This is a genomic window from Aquabacterium sp. (assembly GCF_041909175.1).
Lineage (GTDB): Bacteria > Pseudomonadota > Gammaproteobacteria > Burkholderiales > Burkholderiaceae_C > Aquabacterium.
Genome location: NZ_JAYRDZ010000005.1, coordinates 1 through 20,576 on the forward strand (window position 1 = coordinate 1; position 20,576 = coordinate 20,576).

General features: G+C 62.2%; 15 protein-coding genes and 1 riboswitch. Of the genes, 10 read left to right on the top strand and 5 right to left on the bottom strand.

Annotated elements, in window-relative coordinates; all coding sequences use genetic code 11:
• Nucleotides 1–161: transposase (locus ACE3PH_RS08450; protein ID WP_374318416.1), on the bottom strand; the 161-nt coding region annotated here is incomplete at its 3' end.
• On the opposite strand from ACE3PH_RS08450, the gene ACE3PH_RS08455 reads away from it, so the two are divergent.
• Both ACE3PH_RS08455 and ACE3PH_RS08460 read left to right on the top strand, forming a co-directional pair.
• Nucleotides 160–1,200, top strand: coding sequence for a porin (locus tag ACE3PH_RS08455; protein WP_374317847.1), 1,041 nt, complete (start codon nucleotides 160–162; stop codon nucleotides 1,198–1,200). The two genes, ACE3PH_RS08450 and ACE3PH_RS08455, sit on opposite strands and share 2 nt — an antisense overlap.
• 226 nt (nucleotides 1,201–1,426) lie before the next feature.
• Nucleotides 1,427–2,515 carry a porin gene (locus tag ACE3PH_RS08460; RefSeq protein ID WP_374317849.1) on the top strand — a complete coding sequence of 363 codons (1,089 nt, stop codon included), beginning with the start codon at nucleotides 1,427–1,429 and terminating at the stop codon, nucleotides 2,513–2,515.
• Nucleotides 2,516–2,593: 78 nt separating this feature from the next.
• On the opposite strand, the gene metW is transcribed toward ACE3PH_RS08460, so the two are convergent.
• Nucleotides 2,594–3,178 (bottom strand): methionine biosynthesis protein MetW, encoded by a 585-nt coding sequence (gene metW, locus ACE3PH_RS08465; protein ID WP_374317850.1) that lies wholly within the window; start codon nucleotides 3,176–3,178, stop codon nucleotides 2,594–2,596.
• On the bottom strand, nucleotides 3,175–4,371 hold the full coding sequence (locus ACE3PH_RS08470; RefSeq protein WP_374317852.1) for a homoserine O-acetyltransferase: 1,197 nt from the start codon (nucleotides 4,369–4,371) through the stop codon (nucleotides 3,175–3,177). The genes metW and ACE3PH_RS08470 overlap by 4 nt, the downstream gene beginning before the upstream one ends.
• Nucleotides 4,372–4,419: 48 nt before the next feature.
• Nucleotides 4,420–4,494: riboswitch (SAM riboswitch) on the bottom strand.
• Between the two features lie 143 nt (nucleotides 4,495–4,637).
• On the opposite strand from ACE3PH_RS08470, the gene ACE3PH_RS08475 reads away from it, so the two are divergent.
• Nucleotides 4,638–6,287 carry an FMN-binding glutamate synthase family protein gene (locus tag ACE3PH_RS08475; protein WP_374317854.1) on the top strand — a complete coding sequence of 550 codons (1,650 nt, stop codon included), beginning with the start codon at nucleotides 4,638–4,640 and terminating at the stop codon, nucleotides 6,285–6,287.
• Between the two features lie 15 nt (nucleotides 6,288–6,302).
• Here ACE3PH_RS08475 and ACE3PH_RS08480 read toward each other — a convergent pair whose 3' ends face one another.
• A complete protein-coding gene (locus tag ACE3PH_RS08480; RefSeq protein WP_374317856.1) occupies nucleotides 6,303–6,923 on the bottom strand; it encodes a glutathione S-transferase N-terminal domain-containing protein in 621 nt (206 codons plus the stop codon).
• A gap of 171 nt (nucleotides 6,924–7,094) precedes the next feature.
• On the opposite strand from ACE3PH_RS08480, the gene ACE3PH_RS08485 reads away from it, so the two are divergent.
• The 7 genes from ACE3PH_RS08485 to ACE3PH_RS08515 all read left to right on the top strand — a co-directional run bounded on the left by ACE3PH_RS08485 (nucleotide 7,095) and on the right by ACE3PH_RS08515 (nucleotide 17,707).
• On the top strand, nucleotides 7,095–8,420 hold the full coding sequence (locus ACE3PH_RS08485; protein ID WP_374317858.1) for a DUF898 family protein: 1,326 nt from the start codon (nucleotides 7,095–7,097) through the stop codon (nucleotides 8,418–8,420).
• Nucleotides 8,421–8,463: 43 nt separating this feature from the next.
• Nucleotides 8,464–9,837 (top strand): adenylosuccinate lyase, encoded by a 1,374-nt coding sequence (gene purB / locus ACE3PH_RS08490; RefSeq protein ID WP_374317860.1) that lies wholly within the window; start codon nucleotides 8,464–8,466, stop codon nucleotides 9,835–9,837.
• A 19-nt stretch (nucleotides 9,838–9,856) separates the two neighbouring features.
• A complete protein-coding gene (pyrF, locus tag ACE3PH_RS08495; protein WP_374317862.1) occupies nucleotides 9,857–10,696 on the top strand; it encodes an orotidine-5'-phosphate decarboxylase in 840 nt (279 codons plus the stop codon).
• 51 nt (nucleotides 10,697–10,747) lie between these two features.
• Nucleotides 10,748–11,635: a fumarylacetoacetate hydrolase family protein gene (locus tag ACE3PH_RS08500; RefSeq protein ID WP_374317864.1), complete on the top strand. Its 888-nt coding sequence runs from the start codon at nucleotides 10,748–10,750 to the stop codon at nucleotides 11,633–11,635.
• Between the two features lie 44 nt (nucleotides 11,636–11,679).
• Entirely contained in the window at nucleotides 11,680–12,660 is a 981-nt protein-coding gene (locus tag ACE3PH_RS08505) for an alpha/beta hydrolase (RefSeq protein ID WP_374317866.1), read from the top strand.
• Between the two features lie 95 nt (nucleotides 12,661–12,755).
• Entirely contained in the window at nucleotides 12,756–15,680 is a 2,925-nt protein-coding gene (gene uvrA / locus ACE3PH_RS08510; RefSeq protein WP_374317868.1) for an excinuclease ABC subunit UvrA, read from the top strand.
• 83 nt (nucleotides 15,681–15,763) lie between these two features.
• Nucleotides 15,764–17,707, top strand: a complete 1,944-nt coding sequence (locus ACE3PH_RS08515) for an ATP-binding protein (protein WP_374317871.1) — start codon at nucleotides 15,764–15,766, stop codon at nucleotides 17,705–17,707.
• 20 nt (nucleotides 17,708–17,727) lie between these two features.
• On the opposite strand, the gene metH is transcribed toward ACE3PH_RS08515, so the two are convergent.
• Nucleotides 17,728–20,553, bottom strand: a complete 2,826-nt coding sequence (metH, locus tag ACE3PH_RS08520; RefSeq protein ID WP_374317873.1) for a methionine synthase — start codon at nucleotides 20,551–20,553, stop codon at nucleotides 17,728–17,730.
• Nucleotides 20,554–20,576 lie beyond the last annotated feature (23 nt).

The following is a 20,576-nucleotide window of genomic DNA, read 5'->3' on the forward strand; positions in this document are numbered from 1 at the left end:
TGCTGGCGCACCCAGGTGTGCAGGGTTTGCGGCACGCAGCCAATCTTCTCGGCAATCGATTCGATGGTCGCCCATTGCGACGGGTGCTCTGAGCGGTGCTCCAGCACCATGCGCACGGCGCGCTCACGGACCTCAGGCGAAAACTTTGCGGACTTCTTCATGGCTCCATTCTCCAGTGTTGGAGCCTCCGTGAAACCCGGGGCGCTTCACCATGCCGACGTGAAGGCCTACGGCACGATCGACATGTCTTTTGGCTCGTTCGAGGGTTTCCATGCCAAGGGCAGTGACACCCGTGCGACCAAGGTCGAAAGTGGCGCCATGACTACTTCCTTCATTGGCTTCGGTGGGTCTGAGGATCTGGGTGGTGGCCTGAAGGCTGAATTCGCTCTGGAGTCATTTCTTCATGCCGACACCGGTGGGCAGCAGAACAACTGGGCTGGTGGCTTCTGGGGGCGTGATTCCTATGTGGCCTTGTCGGGTGGTTTCGGTCGTGTGATTGCCGGTCAGTACGACAACGCCTTTTACGGGCAATGCCTGTCCTACAGTGCCTTCAGTGGTTCATTTGGCTTTTCGCCAAGCACGATCTTGCTGTTTGGCGACTACGGCTACTTTGACGACTATGTGGTGGGTCTAGGTTTTGACACCAGTTGGGTGAATTCGCTGACCTATGAGTCGCCCAACTTCGGTGGCTTCACCTTCAGCGCGCAGTTCTCCCCCAAGGAGGTGGTGTCGAGTAACCCCAGCTCGCGTGACTCGTACACGCTGTCGGGCAACTACTCGGCGGGCCCATTGAGCCTGGGGTTGAACTACGCCGTGACCGGCTATAACAGCACGGCTTACCTGGCCAAAAAGAATGCCTACCAACTGGGCGCCAGCTATGACTTCGGTGTGCTCAAGGTGATGGGGCAGTACGCTGAAGCCAAGACCAAAGACGGCAGCGACACCATTGCCACCTTGAAGAGCTATGAGTTGAGCATCGCGGTGCCGGTGACCGCTGAAGGCACCGTATTGGCCGCCTATGGCGAGGCCAAATACACCGGGGACTATTTTGGTGACACCTTCAAGCGCCGTATCTTGTCTTTGGCGTACGACCACAGGTTGTCGAAGCGGACCGACGTGTACGCCGCTTTCAAGTACGACGGGGCCAGCAGCCTGGAGTCTGGCGACACCTTTGCGGTTGGCATCCGCCACGCGTTCTGATTCGCATCAGTCGAGTGTCTATCCAGAAAGCGCCCTTCGGGGCGCTTTTTCATTTGGTGCCTGCACGGGTGTGATGGCACGCAAATGGGGGTCTTGGGCTACCAACTTGGTGCCAAAGCGATCGGAAATGGGGCTGATGGCTGGCATGCCATTTGCAATAACTGTATACAGTTGGCGCCTTTCATGGTGCTGACACGCAGTTGTGACCATCCCTTCTGGAGCATTCATGTCTATTCAAAAGAAACTGTCCCCCGCCTTGCTGATCGCGCTGGGTTTGGCTTCGAGCGCCCACGCCGAGAACACGCTGAACATGTATGGGCTGCTGGACCTGTCTTTCGGCTCTGTTGAAAACGCGCACGTCAAAGGCACGAGTCCGCGCACGACGACTGTGGACAGCAACCGCATGACCACCAGTTTCATTGGCTTCCGTGGCTCGGAAGACATTGGCGGTGGTTTGAAGGCACAGTTCACCCTGGAAAGCTTCCTCCGTCCTGACACCGGTGCATCGGGCCGCTATGGCTCCGGTGATCCGATGTGGACTCGCAACGCCAATGTGGCGCTGGTCGGCAGCTTTGGTAAGGTGGCCATCGGTCGCACCATGAACCTCCTGTACGGGCAGGAAATTGGCTTCAACCCCTTCGGTGGCTCCTTCGGTGTCTCGCCAATCGTGCGTCTGACATTTGGTGGAAACTGGATCAATCCCGCGTCATCGTTCAATCCCAACGTTGAAAAGAGTGATTCTGGCTGGAGCAACACGGTTGCCTATTACAGCCCGAATCTGAGCGGCTTCACAGGTACCGCTGTGTACCAAGCCGGCGAGTCTGCCAGCGGTGCTCAAGGCGACAGCTATGCATTGGGTGGCACCTACGTAAACGGCGCTTTTGCTGCAGCCCTGGGTTACCAAGAGGTCCAGAGTGCAGCCGCTCCGAAGGTGGAGTTCACCGATGGGCAGAAGCAGAAGTTTGGTCTGCTCGGCGTCAGCTATGACTTCGGCATCGTGAAGGCATTTGGCCAGTATGGTCAGATCAAGAACAGTGGTTTCTCGTCTACGACCTATCTGTCTGCTGGCGACATCGATCTGTACCAAGTCGGTGTGAGCATCCCTGTCACGGCATCCGGCAAGATCCTGGCTTCTTACGGTCAAGGCAAGTTCAAGGCTGATGTTGGTGATGACATCAAGCACACCATCGTGGCTGTGGGTTACGACTACAACCTGTCGAAGCGCACCGATGTGTACGCCAACTTCATCTACGACGACCAGACCGATCTGAAGTCCGGCAACACCTACATGGTGGGCATCCGCCACGCTTTCTGATCAACGCGTTTGATCCTTCGTTCTTTTGTCTGAACCAGAGTTTGACAGCGCCCCTTCGGGGGCGCTTTTTTCATGAAGTCAGTGGTGTTCGAGCTTGAACACAGCCGTGCTGGCCAGCAGGTTGGGCCATTGGCGCACCACTTTGCCTTCATGCAAGCCAAACGATTCGAGCACAGTCAGGCCATTGCGGCGAGCCAGTACTTCGAAATCGGCAAAGGTGGCGACACGGATGTTGGGGGTGTCGTGCCACTGATAGGGCAGGCTGCGGCTGACCGGCATCCGGCCGCGGATCACGCTCAGCCGGTGTGGCCAGTGCGCAAAGTTGGGAAAGCTGACGATGCCCTGGCGACCGACGCGAGAGGTTTCGATCAGCATCTGTTCGGTATTGCGCAGGTGTTGCAGCGTGTCGAGTTGCAGCACCAGGTCGAAGCTGTTGTCCTCGAAGATGCTCAGACCTTCTTCCAGGTTGCGCTGGATGACGTTGACGCCGCGCTGTACGCATTCGAGCACTTTGCCATCGTCGAGCTCAATGCCGTAACCGGTGCACTGCCGGGTATCGCGCAGGTAGGCGAGCAACTCGCCGTTGCCGCAACCCAGGTCCAGAACGCGAGAGCCCACGGGGACCAGTTCGGCGATCACTTGATGAAGATTGCGTTGGGTCATGCGGGCTGCCTCAAGTCTTGCAGCGGGGCCGATTGGAATTGAATTTCGCGGTCCATGCGTTCGAAATAGGCGCGCACGACCCCGTGGTAGCGCGGGTCATCGAGCAGGAAGGCGTCGTGCCCATGGGGCGCATCGATCTCAGCGTAGCTGACGTCATGGGCGGTGTCGACCAGGGCCTTGACGATCTCGCGCGAGCGCGCTGGCGAAAAGCGCCAGTCGGTGGTGAAGCTGACCACGAGGAACCTGGCAGAAGCCTGCCCGAGCGCCTCGCTCAGGTTGCCGCCAAAGTGGCGGGCCGGATCGAAATAATCCAGCGCGCGGGTGATCAGCAGGTAGGTGTTGGCATCGAAGTAGTCACTGAACTTGTCACCCTGGTAGCGCAGGTAGCTCTCGACCTGGAATTCGATGTTCTTGGTGCTGTAGTTCGGGTCGTCACCCAGGTCGCGCCCGACGAGTTCTCGCCCGAATTTCTCTTCCATCACGTCATCGGACAGATAGGTGATGTGTCCGATCATGCGGGCGACGCGCAGGCCACGACGCGGGACCACCCCGAATTCGTAGAAATGACCGTCGTGGAAGTCGGGGTCGGTGACGATGGCGCGCCGCGCCACTTCGTTGAACGCGATGTTCTGGGCAGACAGGTTGGGGGCGGTGGCAATGGCCACGCAGTGCTTGACGCGCTGCGGGTAGCGCATGCTCCAGCACAGCGCCTGCATGCCGCCCAGGCTGCCGCCCACCACGGCGGCCAGTTGCTCGATACCGAGGCGGTCCAGCAAGCGCGCCTGGGCATCAACCCAGTCTTCCACCGTGACAACAGGGAAGTCGGCTCCGTAGATGCGGCCGGTGTCCGGGTTGGTGTGCATCGGGCCGGTCGAACCGAAGCAGGAACCGGGGTTGTTGATGCAGATGACGAAGAACTTGTCGGTGTCCAGCGGCTTGCCGGGGCCGATCAGGTTGTCCCACCAGCCCTGGCTCTTGGGCAGGGGCTGGCCATTGTCGTCGGCGTGCAGGCCGGCGACATGGTGAGAGGCATTGAGCGCATGGCACACCAGCACGGCGTTGCTGCGGTCGGGATTGAGCCGACCGTAGGTTTCGTACATGAGGGTGTAGTCGCGCAGAACTGCGCCGCTTTGCAGGGGAAGCGGCGTGCCGAAGTGCATGGATGCAGGGGTGACAACCCCGAGGGAAGACATGGCGCTACAACTGTAAAAAATGAAAAACCGGCCGCGCGTCGAAGCAGGGGCCGGGTTCCAGCGCCCTCTTTAGCGGTATTTCTTGAGCGCCCGCAAGCCGGACAAATCGGCGCTGTACCGACAGTGTAGCGTCAAACGGGTGCATGTGGGTGCGCTTGTCCTGCCTGCGATCTGGGCGATCAATACCGTGCTGTTGTACCCACATGGCGGGGCCACTTCTCTTTACCATGGTGAAAAACCGCGTGGACTGCTGAGGAGATGCCACCATGCCAGCCTGGTTGATTCGGCTCAATGAACACGTTCCCATTCGTTATGGGGCCTGGGTGCTGGCAGTTTGCCTGACCCTGGCCGGCTGGTGGCAGTGGGCGACCACCGGGCGCTGGCTTTGGGTGGCGATGCTGGCCAGTTTGCTCGCCTACCAGGGTATCCGTGACATGCGCCAGCGCAAGCGGGCCGTGCTGCGCAATTACCCGTTGCTGGGGCATTTGCGTTATCTGCTGGAATTCATCCGCCCGGAAATTCGCCAGTACTTCATTGAAGGCGACAGCGAGGCTGCACCGTTCTCCAGGCAGCAGCGATCCCTGGTCTATCAGCGCGCCAAGGGCGACCCGGACAAGCGCCCGTTCGGAACCCAGCGCGATGTGGGCGCTGCCGGCTATGAGTGGTTGAGCCACTCCATGTCCCCTACGCACATTGATTCAGCCGATTTCCGGGTCACCATCGGAGGCGGCGGAACGTCGTGCACGCAGCCCTACCAGGCCAGCCTGTTCAATATCTCTGCCATGAGCTTTGGGGCCCTGAGCGCCAACGCCATCCTGGCCTTGAACACGGGGGCGCGCAAAGGTGGCTTCGCGCATGACACAGGGGAGGGCTCGGTAAGCCGCTACCACCGGGGGCCTGGCGGCGATTTGATCTGGGAAATTGGCTCAGGCTATTTTGGCTGCCGCACGCCGGATGGCCGGTTTGATGCGGATCGCTTTGTCGACAATGCCCGGGATCCTCAGGTCAAGATGATCGAACTCAAGATCAGCCAGGGGGCCAAACCGGGGCATGGTGGTGTGTTGCCGGGGCCGAAGGTCACGGCCGAGATCGCGGAGGCGCGTGGTGTCGAGCAGGGCACGGATTGCGTGTCCCCCGCAAGCCACAGTGCGTTTTCGACGCCAATCGAGATGATGCAGTTCATCGAGAGGCTGCGACAGCTGTCCGGTGGCAAACCGGTCGGCTTCAAGTTTTGTATCGGGCACCCGTGGGAGTGGTTTGCGATGGTCAAGGCGATGCGGGAAACCGGCATCTGGCCAGACTTCATCGTGGTGGACGGTGCGGAAGGCGGCACGGGCGCGGCGCCGCTGGAGTTCACTGATCACGTGGGTGCGCCCCTGCAGGAGGGCTTGCTGCTGGTGCGCAATACCCTGGTCGGCCTCAACGAACGACACCGCGTGAAGATTGGCTGTGCCGGCAAGGTGATCAGTGCCTTCGACATCGCACGCATGATGGCCTTGGGGGCGGACTGGTGCAATTCAGCGCGAGGCTTCATGTTTGCGCTGGGGTGCATCCAGGCGCAAGCCTGCCACACGGGGCATTGCCCCACCGGGGTGACCACCCAGGACTCGGTGCGTCAGCGCGCGCTGGTGGTGGGCGACAAGGCGGAACGGGTCTACTCTTTCCACCACAACACCCTGCACGCCTTGAAAGAGCTGGTACAGGCGGCGGGCTTGCACGACCCCCATGAGATCACGGCCGATCACATCGTGCGGCGGGTGTCGAGCCACGAGGTGCGGCGCTTGTCCCACCTCCTGCCGCTGGCGCAGCCAGGCCAATTGCTGGCTGCAGAGCAGGGCGAAGCGGCCTGGCCTCAGGCGGTTTTCGAGGAGTACTGGCGCCGTGCCCGTGCGGACTCATTCCACCTCTCGCCATGAGAGGTGGTGATCACCTCAAGACTGAGGTGGGGCCGTATCGATGAAGCTCTGGCGTTGAGCCAGTTTCTCGGCCAGCTTCAACAGATTGGGGTGATCGGCGCGCCAGTCGATTTCCGGAAAGCGGAAGTCGAGGTAACCGAGGGCGGCACCCACGGCGATGTCAGCCAGGCTGTAGTGTGTGCCGGCACACCAGGGTTTGTCACCCAGGCCTCGGCTCATGGCCTGCAGACCGTTGCGCACCTTGAGCATCTGTCGGTCGATCTGTGCCTGGCAGCGCTGGGCTTCGGTGCGACCTGACCAGGTTTGCTCCATGCGCGCCATGACGGCGGCATCGAGTACGCCGTCGGCCAGTGCCTCCCAGGTGCGGACTTCAACGCGTTCACGCCCGGTCAGGGGAATCAGCTTGCCAACCGGGGACAAGGTGTCCACGTATTCAACGATGACGCGCGAGTCAAAAATGGCTTCGCCACCCTCCATCACGAGGCAGGGCACTTTGCCCAAGGGGTTGGATGAGGCGATGGTGGTGTCAGCGGCCCACACGTCATCCAACTCGAATTTGTAGTCGAGCTTTTTCTCGGCCAGCACGATCCGGACCTTGCGGACGAAGGGGCTGGTCAGGGAACCAATCAGTTTCATTCTGTGTCGTGATGTATGGGTTGCGTCCTGATTTTAACGGGAGCGGCCAGTTGCGCGTGGTGGTTTCACATGACGAAGGGTTATCCACCCAACAAGGGGGTATCTGCGGACAGACTGTGACGTCTGTCACGGTTACATTTTGGGATTGCTGTCCACTCAAGCTGCAGAGCGATGGTTGTGCTTGGCCGCCACTCGGTTGATGACGAGCGTCTGACAAGGGGCTCCGCTGCCGCGGAGTGCTCGTCCATGGCGCCTCCGGGCTCGTCCTTGCCATGGCCGGCTCCGATCGGCTCCGACTACCAGGACGATCTGGCATACCGTTTTCAGGAAGCTGCAGAGTGTGCCGGGGCGGGAGGGGCCTCGTTGGCGGGCGAGCTGCCGAGGTTGCCTAAAGGGGTGGTGTTGCGCCTGCCGGTACGGTTCCATGCACGTGCGGCAGATTACGCCCGCTTGTGGTTCACCAATTCGCTGATGCTGATCCTCACGCTGGGGCTTTTCTGGCCGTGGGCCCAGGTGCGTGCGCAGCGTTTCTTCATGCGGCACACCACGGTGGCAGGCATGCCGCTGGACTACCACGCCGTGCCCATCAGACAGCTGCCTCGGTACGCCTTCATGCTCGCGCTGCTGGCCGGTGTGGTCGGTTCGTGGCGAGGGTCGCCGCTGGCGGGGCTGCTGGCTTTGGTGCTGGCCGTGGCCGTATGGCCGCTGGGCGTACACCTGTCGCTGGTGCACCAGTTGCAGCACACGAGCTGGTCTGGTCGGCGCCTGGCTTTCGATGGGCAGGTGGACGCTGTTTACGCGGCCTTGCTGCTGCCTTTGTCCATCGGGCTGATGCTGGTCTGGTTGTGCCTGGTGGCCTCTCTGCGCAGCCAGCCAGCCTGGTGGGCTGCTTGCGGATTCCTGGCAGCGGTGGGATTGCTGGGTGTGCCTCTCTACTTCTGGGCCTATATGGACTACCGCCAGAACAGGCTGCGTCTGGGGCCTGTGGGGCTGGCATGGAAAGGCACCTTGTCAGCCATGGGGATGCTGTGGCTGCGGGTGGCGGTCTGGGGCGGCCTGCTGGCAGCGCTGGTGGGTGGGCTGGCGGTGGCGGTGCTGGGCGGTGCCCTGATGATGCACCTGGACATCACCGCGATGGGCGCCCGGTTGTTGACGGCGGGCGTGTTGCTGGGGGTGCTGGCTGGCGTGGTGCCTTACAGCCATGCCCGATTGCAGAACCTGGTCTGGAGCAAGACCGGTCACCGTGCACTTCGCTTTCGAAGCAGCCTGGATGTGCGGGCGTATGTGGTCTTGCAATGCCGTCATGCAGTCTGGCTGTTGCTGACCCTGGGCTTGTATTGGCCCTGGGCGACGGTGGCTTCGCGTCGCATGCGCACACAGGCGCTGGAGGTCTGGAGCCGGGTGGACGCGGAGGTGCTCAAATCGCACTGGCCAAGCTATGGGCAGACTCGTTCGGCGCCGTCCATCCATTCAGATGCACCAGACACCAGGCGTTGAGAAGTAAAATGCCGGGTTCGCCCGCGCAACTGCCCTTACTGCCATGAACCTGTCTGCTCTCACCGCCCTGTCGCCCCTGGATGGCCGTTATGCCCCCAAGGTGGCCGCCCTGCGTCCGCTGCTGTCCGAGTTTGGTCTGATGCACCGCCGTGTGCAGGTCGAAATCGAGTGGTTCATTGCCTTGTCTGACGCAGGCCTGCCCGAATTGGCGCCGCTGTCGGCTGAATCGCGCTCGTACCTGCGCGGTTTGGTGGCGGGCTTTGCCGAGGCCGATGCCCAGGCCATCAAGGACATCGAGAAGACCACCAACCACGACGTGAAGGCGGTCGAATACTGGATCAAGAAGCGTTTTGCAGGCCATGCCGAGCTGGAGAAGGCCGGTGAGTTCGTGCACTTTGCCTGCACCTCGGAAGACATCAACAACACCAGCCATGGCTTGATGCTCAAGGCTGCGCGCGAAGAGGTGATCCTGCCGGCGATTGACGGCCTGATTGGCACCCTCAGTGCCCTGGCTGTCAGCCTGGCCGAGATGCCGATGCTGAGCCGCACACACGGTCAGACTGCTTCGCCCACCACGGTAGGCAAGGAAGTGGCCAACGTGGTGGCTCGTCTGGCCAATGCCCGCGAGCGCATTGCCGACGTCAAGCTGCTGGCCAAGATGAATGGCGCCGTGGGCAACTACAACGCCCACCTGTCTGCCTACCCTGAAAACGACTGGGAGTCGTTCAGCCAGGGCGTGATCGAAAGCCAGCTGGGCCTGACCTTCAACCCCTACACCATCCAGATCGAGCCGCATGACTACATGGCCGAGCTGTTTGACGCCGTCACCCGCACCAACACCATCCTGATCGACTGGTCGCGTGATGTCTGGGGCTATATCAGCCTGGGTTACTTCAAGCAAAAGACCAAGGAAGGCGAAATCGGCTCGTCGACCATGCCGCACAAGGTCAACCCGATCGACTTCGAAAATGCCGAAGGCAATCTGGGCCTGGCCAACGCCGTGCTGACGCACCTGAGCCAGAAGCTGCCCATCAGCCGCTGGCAGCGTGACCTGACCGACTCGACCGTGCTGCGCAACATGGGTGTGGCGCTGGGCTATGCCCTGCTGGCCTATGACAGCCTGGCGCGTGGCCTGGGCAAGCTGGAAGTCAACCCGCAAGCATTGGCAGATGACCTCGACAACGCTTGGGAAGTGCTGGCCGAGCCCATCCAGACCGTGATGCGTCGCTACGCCATGCCCAACCCGTATGAGCGCCTGAAGGAGCTGACCCGCGGCAAGGCCATCACCCGCGAGTCCATCCAGGCCTTCATCCAGACCCTGGAGCTGCCGGAAGCCGACAAGGCCCGCCTGCTGGCCATGACGCCGGGCAACTACATCGGCAAGGCCGTCGAGCTGGCCCAGCGCATCGGCAAGTAACCTTTCGGCAGGCATCGACATGATCTTCACGGAACAACTGCTGCGCGCGCAGCAGCTCAATGACTCTCTGCTGTGCGTGGGCCTGGATCCTGAGCCCGCGAAGTTCCCGACCGCATGGAAGGGGCACCCGGAGTTCATCTATGACTTCTGTGCAGCCATCGTTGATGCCACGAAGGATCAGGTCTGCGCCTTCAAACCGCAGATCGCCTATTTCGCAGCCCATCGCGCCGAAGACCAGCTGGAGCGCCTGATGGCGCACATCCGCCGGGTTGCACCGCAGGTGCCGGTCATTCTGGATGCCAAGCGCGGTGACATCGGCAGCACGGCCGAGCAGTACGCGCGTGAAGCTTTCCAGCGCTACCAGGCCGATGCTGTCACCCTGTCGCCCTTCATGGGTTTCGACACGATGGAGCCGTTCCTGGCCTATCCCGGCAAGGGCGTGATCCTGCTGTGCCGCACGTCCAATCCGGGCGGCTCCGACTTGCAGAACCTGCGTCTGGCCGATGTGGACGGGCAGCCGCGCGTGTACGAGCACATTGCCAAGCAGGCGCAAGGCCCGTGGAACACCAATGGTCAGATGGGCCTGGTGGTGGGCGCCACCTTCCCGGAAGAGATCGCCCGTGTGCGCGAGTTGGCGCCCACGCTGCCGCTGCTGATCCCTGGCGTGGGTGCGCAGGGCGGTGATGCGGTGGCCACTGTCAAAGCCGGCCTGAAGACCGATGCCCATGGGGCTGTCACTGGCACCATCATCGTCAACAGTTCGCGTGCGGTTTTGTACGCCAGCAGTGGCGAAGACTTCGCCAGCGCGGCACGTCGCGTCGCCACGGAAACCCGGCTGGCGCTGAACGCTGCACGCTGATTTCACCCCTCGGGTACCATGCCGCCGTGCATGGTTGAAAGAGGTGTGAACATGCGTTTGTGTACGTTTCAGCAAGGCGGTCAGGCCGCCGAAGTCGGCTTGGTCGATGGCGAGCTGGTCTACCCGGTGCAGCGCTGCTGGCCAGGTCTGCTAGATAGCCGTCAACCCATGCTCGATCTCATCGAGCGCTGGGTGGATTTGCGCGGCCAGCTGCAGGCGTTGCCGTCATCCGATCAGGCCTTGAGGCTGGATCAGGTCCATCTGCTGGCGCCGGTGCCCCGTCCCGGCAAGGTGCTGGGCATTGGGCTGAATTACGTTGAGCACGTCAATGAGCAGATCGTGGGGGAGACCCGCGAGGTGCCTCAGCATCAGGTGTGGTTCACCAAGCTGGTGACCGCTGTCAACGGCCCCTTTGACCCCATCGTGCTGCCAGACCCGCAGGTCTCCGACATGGTTGACTACGAAGCCGAGCTGGTGGTCATCATCGGTCAGCGCTGCAAGCATGTGCCGCGCGAGCGGGCGCATGAAGTCATCTTCGGCTACTGCGTGGGCAACGATGTGTCGGTGCGTGACTGGCAGAAGCGCACGCCGCAATGGATGCTGGGCAAGTCTTTCGACACGCATGCGCCATTCGGCCCCTGGATCACCACATCGGATGCCGTGGCAGACCCGCATGCCCTGAATCTGCGCGGCTGGGTCAATGGCGAGTTGCGCCAGAGCAGCCACACCAGCCTGATGATCTTCAACATCTGGGACCAGATCGCCCACTTGAGTCAGGCCATGACCCTTGAGCCTGGCGATGTGATCTACACCGGGACCTGCAGTGGGGTGGGTGCGGCATTCAAGCCGCCGAAGTTCCTGCAGCCCGGGGACCGGGGCCGCATGGAGGTGGAGGGACTTGGGGGGATTGAGGCCACATGTGTGCGTGAACGCAGCTAGACTGTCTCGTATCAACGTTCAAACGATAACGAGGGATCATGGGCATGCGACGCACCGCAGGATTCACGCTGCGCCCCCTGCTCGCAGCAGGGCTTGCGCTGGCTTTCTTTGATTCAAGCCAGGCAGCCCCGCCCGTTTCCTACCAGGTGCGCCATGCGGCCTTCATTTCGCAAAATGTCACGTGCGATGCCGAGTTGTGGTTGCCCAAGGGTGTCCAGAAGCCGCCGGTGATCGTGATGGCCCATGGCTTCGGCGCACTCAAGAGCTGGGGGCTGGACCCCTTTGCCGAGCGTTTTGTGAAGGCGGGCTTTGCGGTGATGCGCTTTGACTACCGTGGCTTTGGTCGCAGTGGCGGCGAACCTCGTCGTGTCGTCGATGGCAGAGAACAGGTCAAGGACTGGCTTGCGGCCGTGGAGTCGCTTCAGCATCGTGGTGACATCGATCCCAAACGACTGGGTATCTGGGGGACCTCGTTCAGTGGCGGTGAGGTGCTGGTGGTGGCTGCGCAGCGGGCTGGTACGGTGAAGGCCGTCAGTGCGCAGGTGCCCATGATCAATGGCTTCCAGAGTGCCTTGCGTTTCCCGATCAAGTACTACCCGCTGGCTGCCTGGTATGCGACGCGGGACTGGTTGCGCAAGTCGGGTGACACCCCGGTGTACGTGCCGATCATCTCCAGGGATGGCTTTGCGGCCTTGTCCTGCAAGGAGTGTGCGGAAGGATATGGTCGCCTGGTTCCTCCGGGCATGGAGTCGGAAAACAAGGTGGCAGCACGTTTCGTGTGGAGCCTGCCGTTTTTCCGGCCCGCTGAGAGCGCGCCGAACATTCGCATACCCACACTGTTGATCGCTGCGGAGCAAGATGGATTGATCCCCATCGCGGGAATCCGGGAGATGGTGCCCGAGATGTCGAACGTGGACTACATGGAGTTGCAGGGAGCCGATCACTTTTCGCTCTACACCGGTCCGGTGTTTGAGAAGGTGGTTGACCGTCAGGTGACATTTTTCCGGCGCAACCTGGGGCACTGAAGCCCTCGGGTTTTGCAGGTTCAGGGTTGGCGTAAACCCGCGCCTGGATCGTATGATGGCCGGTTGCGCCGCCCTTGACAGAATCCTGCACGCCGATGTCCCGTTTCACCCCTCCTTCCAGCCCTGCGACCCCCGCTGTACCCGCGTCCGTGGGGCCGTTGGACGCATCCCATATCCGCATCCGTGGGGCGCGCACCCACAATCTGAAAAATGTGGACCTCGACATCCCCCGCCACCAGTTGGTCGTGGTCACAGGCCTGTCCGGGTCGGGCAAATCGAGCCTGGCGTTCGACACGCTGTACGCCGAGGGGCAGCGTCGCTATGTGGAAAGCCTGAGTGCCTATGCCCGTCAGTTCCTGCAGCTGATGGACAAGCCCGATGTCGACGTCATCGAAGGCCTGTCGCCGGCGATTTCCATTGAGCAGAAGGCCACCAGCCACAACCCGCGCTCCACGGTCGGCACGGTCACCGAGATCCACGACTACCTCCGCTTGCTGTTTGCGCGGGCTGGTACGCCCTTCTGTCCGGAGCATGGCCAGCCCTTGCAGGCGCAAAGCGTCAGCCAGATGGTGGACGCCGTGCTGGCACTGCCCGAAGAAACCAAGATCATGGTGCTGGCGCCCGTGGTGCGCGACCGCAAAGGTGAGCATGCCGACCTGTTCGCCAGCATGCAGGCGCATGGCTACATCCGCTTCCGGGTGGATGGTCAGGTGCTGGACGCAGCCGAGCTGCAACCGCTGGCCAAGCAGGAAAAGCACGACATCGATGTGGTGGTGGACCGTCTGAAAGTGCGTTCGGACATGGCGCAACGCCTGGCTGAAAGCTTCGAAGCGGCGATGAATCTGGCCGAAGGCCGCGCCATTGCACTGGAAATGGATTCGGGTGCCGAGCACCTGTTTTCGTCCAAATTTGCCTGTCCGGTGTGTTCCTATTCGCTCGCTGAACTTGAGCCGCGGCTGTTTTCCTTCAACTCGCCGGTGGGTGCTTGTCCTACCTGCGATGGGTTGGGCCAGGTCATCGCATTCGACCCTCAGCGCGTGGTGGCTTTCCCCAGCCTGAGCCTGGGCAGTGGTGCCGTGAAGGGCTGGGACCGCCGCAACCCCTACACCTATTCCTTGCTGGAGTCCGTCGGCCATCACTACGGCGTCGACATCGAGCAGCCGTTCGAGGAGCTGCCCGAGGCTTTCCAACAAGTGCTGCTCTACGGTTCGGGTGAGGAAGAGATCGAGTTCACCTACGAAGCCGAAGGCACGGCTGGCCGCAAGCGCAAAGTCAAGCGCAGCCATCCCTTCGAGGGCATCATCCGCAACTTCGAGCGCCGCTTCAAGGAAACCGATTCTCCGGCGGTGAGAGAGGAGCTGGCTCGCTACCAGCAGCCCAAGGCCTGCCCGGACTGCCATGGCACCCGCCTGCGTACCGAAGCCCGCCACGTGCGTCTGGTCGATGCCGTGACCGGCGAGCAACGCGCCATCTATGACATTGCGCACGCGACGTTGTCTGATGCCTTCAACTACTTCGATGCCCTGCGTCTGCAAGGCAACAAGGCCGAGATCGCCGGCAAGGTGGTCAGCGAGATCCGATCCCGTCTGCGCTTTCTCAACGACGTGGGGCTGACCTACCTCAGCCTGGATCGCAGTGCCGACACGCTCTCGGGTGGCGAGGCGCAGCGCATCCGCCTGGCCAGCCAGATTGGTTCCGGCCTGACCGGGGTCATGTATGTGCTCGATGAGCCCAGCATCGGCCTGCACCAGCGCGACAACGACCGCCTGATCGGCACCCTGCAGCACCTGCGCAACCTGGGCAACAGTGTGATCGTCGTCGAACACGATGAGGACATGATCCGCGCGGCCGACCATGTGATCGACATGGGCCCGGGTGCGGGTGTGCATGGCGGCAAAGTGATGGCGCACGGGACGGCCGCCGAAGTGGCTGCCAACCCGGACAGCCTGACCGGCCGCTACCTGGCTGGGGTTTTGCGCATCCCCGTGCCTGACCAACGCCATGTCTTCACCGACGAAACCCCGCGCCTGCGCGTGGTCAACGCCCGTGGCCACAATCTCAAGGGCGTCACGGTCGACTTCCCTGTGGGCCTGCTGACCTGCGTGACAGGCGTGTCCGGCTCGGGCAAGAGCACCCTGGTCAACGAAACCTTGTACGCCAGTGTGGCGCGCAAGCTCTACCAGAGCCACATGGAGCCCGAACCACACGATGACATCGAAGGCTTGGACCTGTTCGACAAGGTCATCAATGTGGACCAGTCGCCCATTGGCCGCACACCACGCAGCAACCCGGCGACCTACACGGGCCTTTTCACGCCGATCCGCGAGTTGATGGCCGATGTACCGTCGGCCCGTGAGCGCGGCTATGGCGCAGGGCGCTTCTCTTTCAACGTCTCGGGTGGCCGCTGCGAGGCGTGCCAGGGTGACGGTGTCATCAAGGTCGAGATGCACTTCCTGCCAGACGTGTATGTGCCTTGCGACGTCTGTCATGGCAAGCGCTACAACCGCGAAACGCTGGAAATCCAGTACAAGGGCAAGAACATCCATGAAGTGCTCGACCTCACCGTCGAGGCCGCCCTGGACTTCTTCAGCGCGGTGCCGTCCATCGCCCGCAAGTTGCAGACACTGATGGATGTCGGGCTGGGCTACATCCGCCTGGGGCAAAGTGCGACCACCCTCTCGGGCGGGGAAGCCCAGCGCGTGAAGCTGGCGCTGGAGCTCTCCAAGCGGGATACCGGGCGCACGCTCTACATCCTTGACGAGCCCACGACCGGCTTGCACTTCCATGACATCGCCCTGCTGCTCAAGGTGCTGCACCAGCTGCGCGACGCAGGCAACACGATTGTGGTGATCGAGCACAACCTCGATGTCATCAAGACCGCCGACTGGCTCATCGACATGGGGCCGGAAGGAGGCTCCGGTGGCGGTACGCTGGTGATGGCGGGCACGCCCGAGGAGCTGGCGGTCCATCCCGGCAGCCACACCGGTCGCTACCTGCACCCCTTGCTGCAGCCTCGCTGAATCCGGCTTCTCCTTGATCTTCCCTATTGGCGCCCTGACGGGTCTGTGACACAGTCCCTGGCGACGTATCAGCAGGAAGTGTCATGCCCGCAGCAACCCCAGAGGGACAAGGCCCGATCGATCCCCCACTGGCTGCACTGGAGGCCCTGCAGGCGGTCTGGGCCTTGACCGACCAGCAGGGGTGCTTCACGCAGCTCAGCGATGCCTGGTGCCGCCACCTTCAAGTGGCGCCCCCAGCCATGGCTGGCCAGCACTGGACAGACTGGGTGCATCCGGACGATCTCGCTGGCGATGTTGCTTGCGGGCTCGATCAGCGCTGGCGCAGTGCGGCGGGTGGCTGGCGCTGGCATCACCACATCGTGGTGCCGCACGGAGAGCAGCAACTGCATGTCATCCAGGACATCGATGAACGCAAGCAGCGAGAGCTCATCTGGTGCGATCAGGCGACCTTGCTGGAAAGTCTGCGCCTGCATTTGCCAGGCGTGTTCTACAAGCTGGAACCCGGCCCGGATGGGCGCCCACGCGTCATGTTCGTCAACGAAGGGGTGCGCGAGCTGATGGAGTTCGCACCGGAAGAGGTCGAGCTGGATTTCAACAAGGTGTTCGAGCGCATTCATCCCGACGACCGCGCCGGCTTTGTGTCCTTGATCAACGAAGCGCTCAAGACCAATCAGCCGCGCGACTATGAATACCGCGTGGTGCTGCCGCAGAAGGGCGTGCGCTATATCGCGGGAAGGGCCTCTTCCGCGCATCAGTCCAATGGCACGCGCGCACGTTTCGGCTACCAGTATGACGTGACCGAACACAAGCTCTACCAGGACGCCATGGTGCAGGCCCGTGCAGCTCAGCAGGCCAGTGCAGCGAAGTCGGAATTCCTGTCGCGCATGAGCCATGAGTTGCGTACGCCACTCAATGCCATCCTGGGCTTCGCACAATTGCTCAAGCTCAGCCGCGCCGAACCGCTGGGCCACGAGCAACTGGATCGCGTGGATGTGATCGAGCGCGCGGGGCAGCATCTGCTGGCGGTCATCAACGACGTGCTGGATTTGTCCCGCATTGAAGCAGGCCGCATGCCGCTGAGCCCGATTGCCGTTCCGGTCGTGGGGGCGTTCGAGCAAGCGATGGGTCTCGTGTCAGGCCTGGCACGTGACAAGCACGTGATGCTGTTGCCCATGGGTGTGGCCGTCGATCAACCCAGCCTCCTGGCTGTGCGGGCCGATGCCGTGCGCCTCCAGCAAGTGCTGGTCAACCTGGTCTCCAACGCGATCAAGTACAACCGACAAGGTGGCAGCGTGCGCCTGACTGCCCACATCGTGGGTGCCGAGGTTGGGCTGGAAGTGGCTGATACCGGGGTAGGTCTGTCGGACGCGCAGGTCTCCCATCTGTTCGAACCCTTCAATCGCCTGGGTGCTGAAAACACTGCGGTCGAGGGCTCGGGCATTGGCCTGGTGATCGTGCAGCGGCTCCTGCAGCTGATGGATGGCCGACTGGAGGTGTCCAGCCGTCTGGGCGTGGGGACACGCATGACCTGCTGGCTGCCACTGGCCTCTTTGGGCAATGTGGAGACCCCTGTCGGACACGCGGCGCCTGCACCGCTGGATGCCCCGGATGAGGCTGGCAGTGCCCCGCCGCAGCCGGTCTCGATCCTCTATGTCGAAGACAACGAAGTGAATGTTGCCTTGGTCAGCAGCGTGCTGGCCATGCGGCCGCAGTGTCGACTGGAAGTGGCCCGCAGTGGTGCCGAGGCGATCCGGCTGGCACAGCGTGCCCGACCAGACCTGTTGCTGCTCGACATGCACCTGGGTGACATGACCGGGCTGGAGTTGGCCAGCCAGCTCGATCGGGATGTCCAGACCGAAGGCATCTTGCGCGTGGCGCTGTCAGCTGATGCCATGCCGGAAGCGATTCGAGAAGCCCAGGCCCGCGGCTTCAGGGAATACATCACCAAGCCGATCGATGTGCCGGCCTTTCTGGCAGTGATCGATCGCCTGGTTGAAGAGGTGGATTTCCGACGGCGCCTGTCCTGAGTCAGGACAGGGCTGTCCACTCACAGATTGGGTGCCAGTGCGCGCCGTGCCTCTTCCACTGACAGGCCTTGTTGCGCCGCCCAGTCTTCCAGTTGATCCTGTCCGATCTGGCCGACATTGAAATAGCTGGCCTCGGGGTGCGACAGGTAGAAGCCGCTGACGCTCGAAGCCGGCATCATCGCCAGGCTTTCTGTCAGGTGCATGTGGATCTCGTGGGCATCGAGCACCTGGAACATGGCGCGCTTGACCGTGTGATCAGGGCAGGCCGGGTAACCCGGTGCCGGGCGGATGCCGCGGTACTGCTCCTTGATCAGGGCCTGGTTGTCCAGTTGTTCCTGCTCGGCATAGCCCCAGAACTCCTTGCGGACACGCTGGTGCATGCATTCGGCAAAGGCTTCGGCCAGGCGATCGGCCAGTGATTTCAGCATGATCGACGAGTAGTCGTCATGGTGGGCCATGAATTCGGCCTCTTTTTTCTCGATGCCCAGGCCAGCGGTGACGGCGAACAGGCCGATGTAGTCGGCCTTGCTGCCTTTGGGCGCCACGAAGTCGGCCAGGCTGCGGTTGGGGCGCTTGACCCCGTCCACCACCGGTCGCACGGTCTGCATACGCAAGGGCGACCAGCGCATCAGCACCTTGTCGCGGGCTTCGTCCTGGTAGATTTCGATCGTGTCGTCGTCCACCGTGTTGGCCGGGTAGAGGCCGATCACGGCGTTGGCCGTGAGCCAGCGGCCTTCCACCAGCTTCTTCAGCATGGCCTGGCCATCGGCGTAGACCTTGCGGGCTTCCTCGCCTACGATCTCGTCATCCAGGATGGCCGGGAAGGGGCCTGCCAGATCCCATGTCTGGAAGAAGGGGCCCCAGTCGATGTACTGCGCCAACTCGGCCAGATCGTAGTTCTGGAACACGCGCCGGCCGATGAACTTGGGGGCCTCGGGCGTGTGGGTGGTGAAGTCGGGTTGGGCCTTGTTGGCACGTGCCTCGGCCAGGGTCACCAGGGGCGTGGTCTTCTTGTTGGCGTGCTGCTGGCGCACACGTTCGTAGTCCAGTCGCAACTCGCCAATGAAGTCCACCGAGCGGGTTTCACTCAGCAGATCCGAGCACACGCCCACAGCACGCGAGGCATCTGGCGTGTAGACCACCGGGCCGCTGTAATTCGGTGCAATCTTGACGGCCGTGTGGACGCGGCTGGTGGTGGCCCCACCAATGAGCAGCGGGGTCTGGCGCGAACGGAAGTACTCGTCACGCTCCATTTCCGAGGCGACGTACTGCATTTCTTCCAGCGAGGGCGTGATCAGCCCGGACAGGCCGATGATGTCAGCGCCCACTTCCTTGGCCTTGTTGAGGATGTCCTGGCAGGGGACCATCACGCCCATGTTGACCACCTCGAAGTTGTTGCACTGCAGGACCACGGCCACGATGTTCTTGCCGATGTCATGCACGTCGCCCTTGACGGTGGCGATCACGATCTTGCCCTTCGAGCGCACATCGGTGCCAGCGGCCTCAAGTCGGCGCTTTTCTTCCTCGATATAGGGCACCAGGTGGGCCACGGCCTGCTTCATCACGCGGGCCGATTTCACCACCTGCGGCAGGAACATCTTGCCCGCGCCAAACAGGTCGCCAACCGTGTTCATGCCGGCCATCAAGGGTCCTTCAATCACGTGCAGCGGGCGGCCGCCGGCTGCGGTGATCTTCTGGTAGCACTCTTCCGTGTCTTGCGTGATGAATTCGGTGATGCCGTGCACCAGTGCGTGGCTCAGGCGGTCTTCCACCGAGACGGGATGCTCGGCTGTGCCACGCCAGGCCAGCTTGGCGCTGTCATCCTTGGCCGCACCCTTGACCTGTTCGGCAATGGCCAGCAGGCGTTCCGTCGGTGTCAAGCTGGTGTCTTCGCCTTCCTTGAAGACAGGCTGGCGGTTGAGCACCACGTCTTCCACCAGTTCACGCAGATGGGCATCCAGGTCGTCATACACGCCCACCATGCCGGCGTTGACGATGCCCATGTCCATGCCTGCCTGGATGGCGTGGTACAGGAACACGGTGTGGATGGCTTCCCGAACCGGCTCGTTGCCGCGGAAGCTGAACGACACGTTCGAAACCCCGCCGGACACCTTGGCGCCCGGCAGGTTCTGCTTGATCCAGCGCGTGGCTTCGATGAAGTCCACAGCGTAGTTGTCGTGCTCTTCGATGCCAGTCGCGATGGCGAAGATGTTCGGGTCGAAGACGATGTCTTCGGGTGGGAACCCCACCTCGTCAACCAGGATGCGGTAGGCACGCTCGCAGATTTCCGTCTTGCGCGCATAGGTGTCAGCTTGCCCGGTCTCGTCAAAAGCCATGACGACGGCGGCCGCACCATATCGCTTGACCAGCTTGGCCTGGTGCTTGAAGTTGTCGACGCCTTCCTTGAGCGAGATCGAGTTGACGATGCCCTTGCCTTGTACGCACTTCAGGCCAGCCTCGATCACATCCCATTTGGACGAGTCGATCATGATGGGCACGCGTGCAATTTCGGGCTCGCCTGCGATCAGGTTCAGGAAGCGCACCATGGCAGCCTTGCTGTCGAGCATGGCTTCGTCCATGTTGATGTCGATCACCTGGGCGCCGTTTTCCACTTGCTGGCGGGCCACCGACAGGGCGTCTTCAAAACGCCCTTCGAGGATCATCCGTGCGAATGCTTTCGAGCCGGTGACGTTGGTGCGTTCCCCGACGTTGACGAACAAGGTGCCCTTGTCGATGACAACGGGCTCCAGCCCGGACAGGCGCATGGGCGCAGGCGTCGGGCGGTCGTCGCCAGTCTGGCTGGCATGCGGGGTGGGGGTAGAGGAGGAGGGAACGGGCTCGATCATGGTCCCGAAATTGTACGGGGCCC

Coding starts and splice junctions, on each gene's coding strand:
- ACE3PH_RS08455 (WP_374317847.1), top strand. CDS start 160: ATGGCTCCATTCTCCAGTGTTGGAGCCTCCGTGAAACCCGGGGCGCTT.
- ACE3PH_RS08460 (WP_374317849.1), top strand. CDS start 1,427: ATGTCTATTCAAAAGAAACTGTCCCCCGCCTTGCTGATCGCGCTGGGT.
- metW (WP_374317850.1), bottom strand. CDS start 3,178: ATGACCCAACGCAATCTTCATCAAGTGATCGCCGAACTGGTCCCCGTG.
- ACE3PH_RS08470 (WP_374317852.1), bottom strand. CDS start 4,371: ATGTCTTCCCTCGGGGTTGTCACCCCTGCATCCATGCACTTCGGCACG.
- ACE3PH_RS08475 (WP_374317854.1), top strand. CDS start 4,638: ATGCCAGCCTGGTTGATTCGGCTCAATGAACACGTTCCCATTCGTTAT.
- ACE3PH_RS08480 (WP_374317856.1), bottom strand. CDS start 6,923: ATGAAACTGATTGGTTCCCTGACCAGCCCCTTCGTCCGCAAGGTCCGG.
- ACE3PH_RS08485 (WP_374317858.1), top strand. CDS start 7,095: ATGGTTGTGCTTGGCCGCCACTCGGTTGATGACGAGCGTCTGACAAGG.
- purB (WP_374317860.1), top strand. CDS start 8,464: ATGAACCTGTCTGCTCTCACCGCCCTGTCGCCCCTGGATGGCCGTTAT.
- pyrF (WP_374317862.1), top strand. CDS start 9,857: ATGATCTTCACGGAACAACTGCTGCGCGCGCAGCAGCTCAATGACTCT.
- ACE3PH_RS08500 (WP_374317864.1), top strand. CDS start 10,748: ATGCGTTTGTGTACGTTTCAGCAAGGCGGTCAGGCCGCCGAAGTCGGC.
- ACE3PH_RS08505 (WP_374317866.1), top strand. CDS start 11,680: ATGCGACGCACCGCAGGATTCACGCTGCGCCCCCTGCTCGCAGCAGGG.
- uvrA (WP_374317868.1), top strand. CDS start 12,756: ATGTCCCGTTTCACCCCTCCTTCCAGCCCTGCGACCCCCGCTGTACCC.
- ACE3PH_RS08515 (WP_374317871.1), top strand. CDS start 15,764: ATGCCCGCAGCAACCCCAGAGGGACAAGGCCCGATCGATCCCCCACTG.
- metH (WP_374317873.1), bottom strand. CDS start 20,553: ATGATCGAGCCCGTTCCCTCCTCCTCTACCCCCACCCCGCATGCCAGC.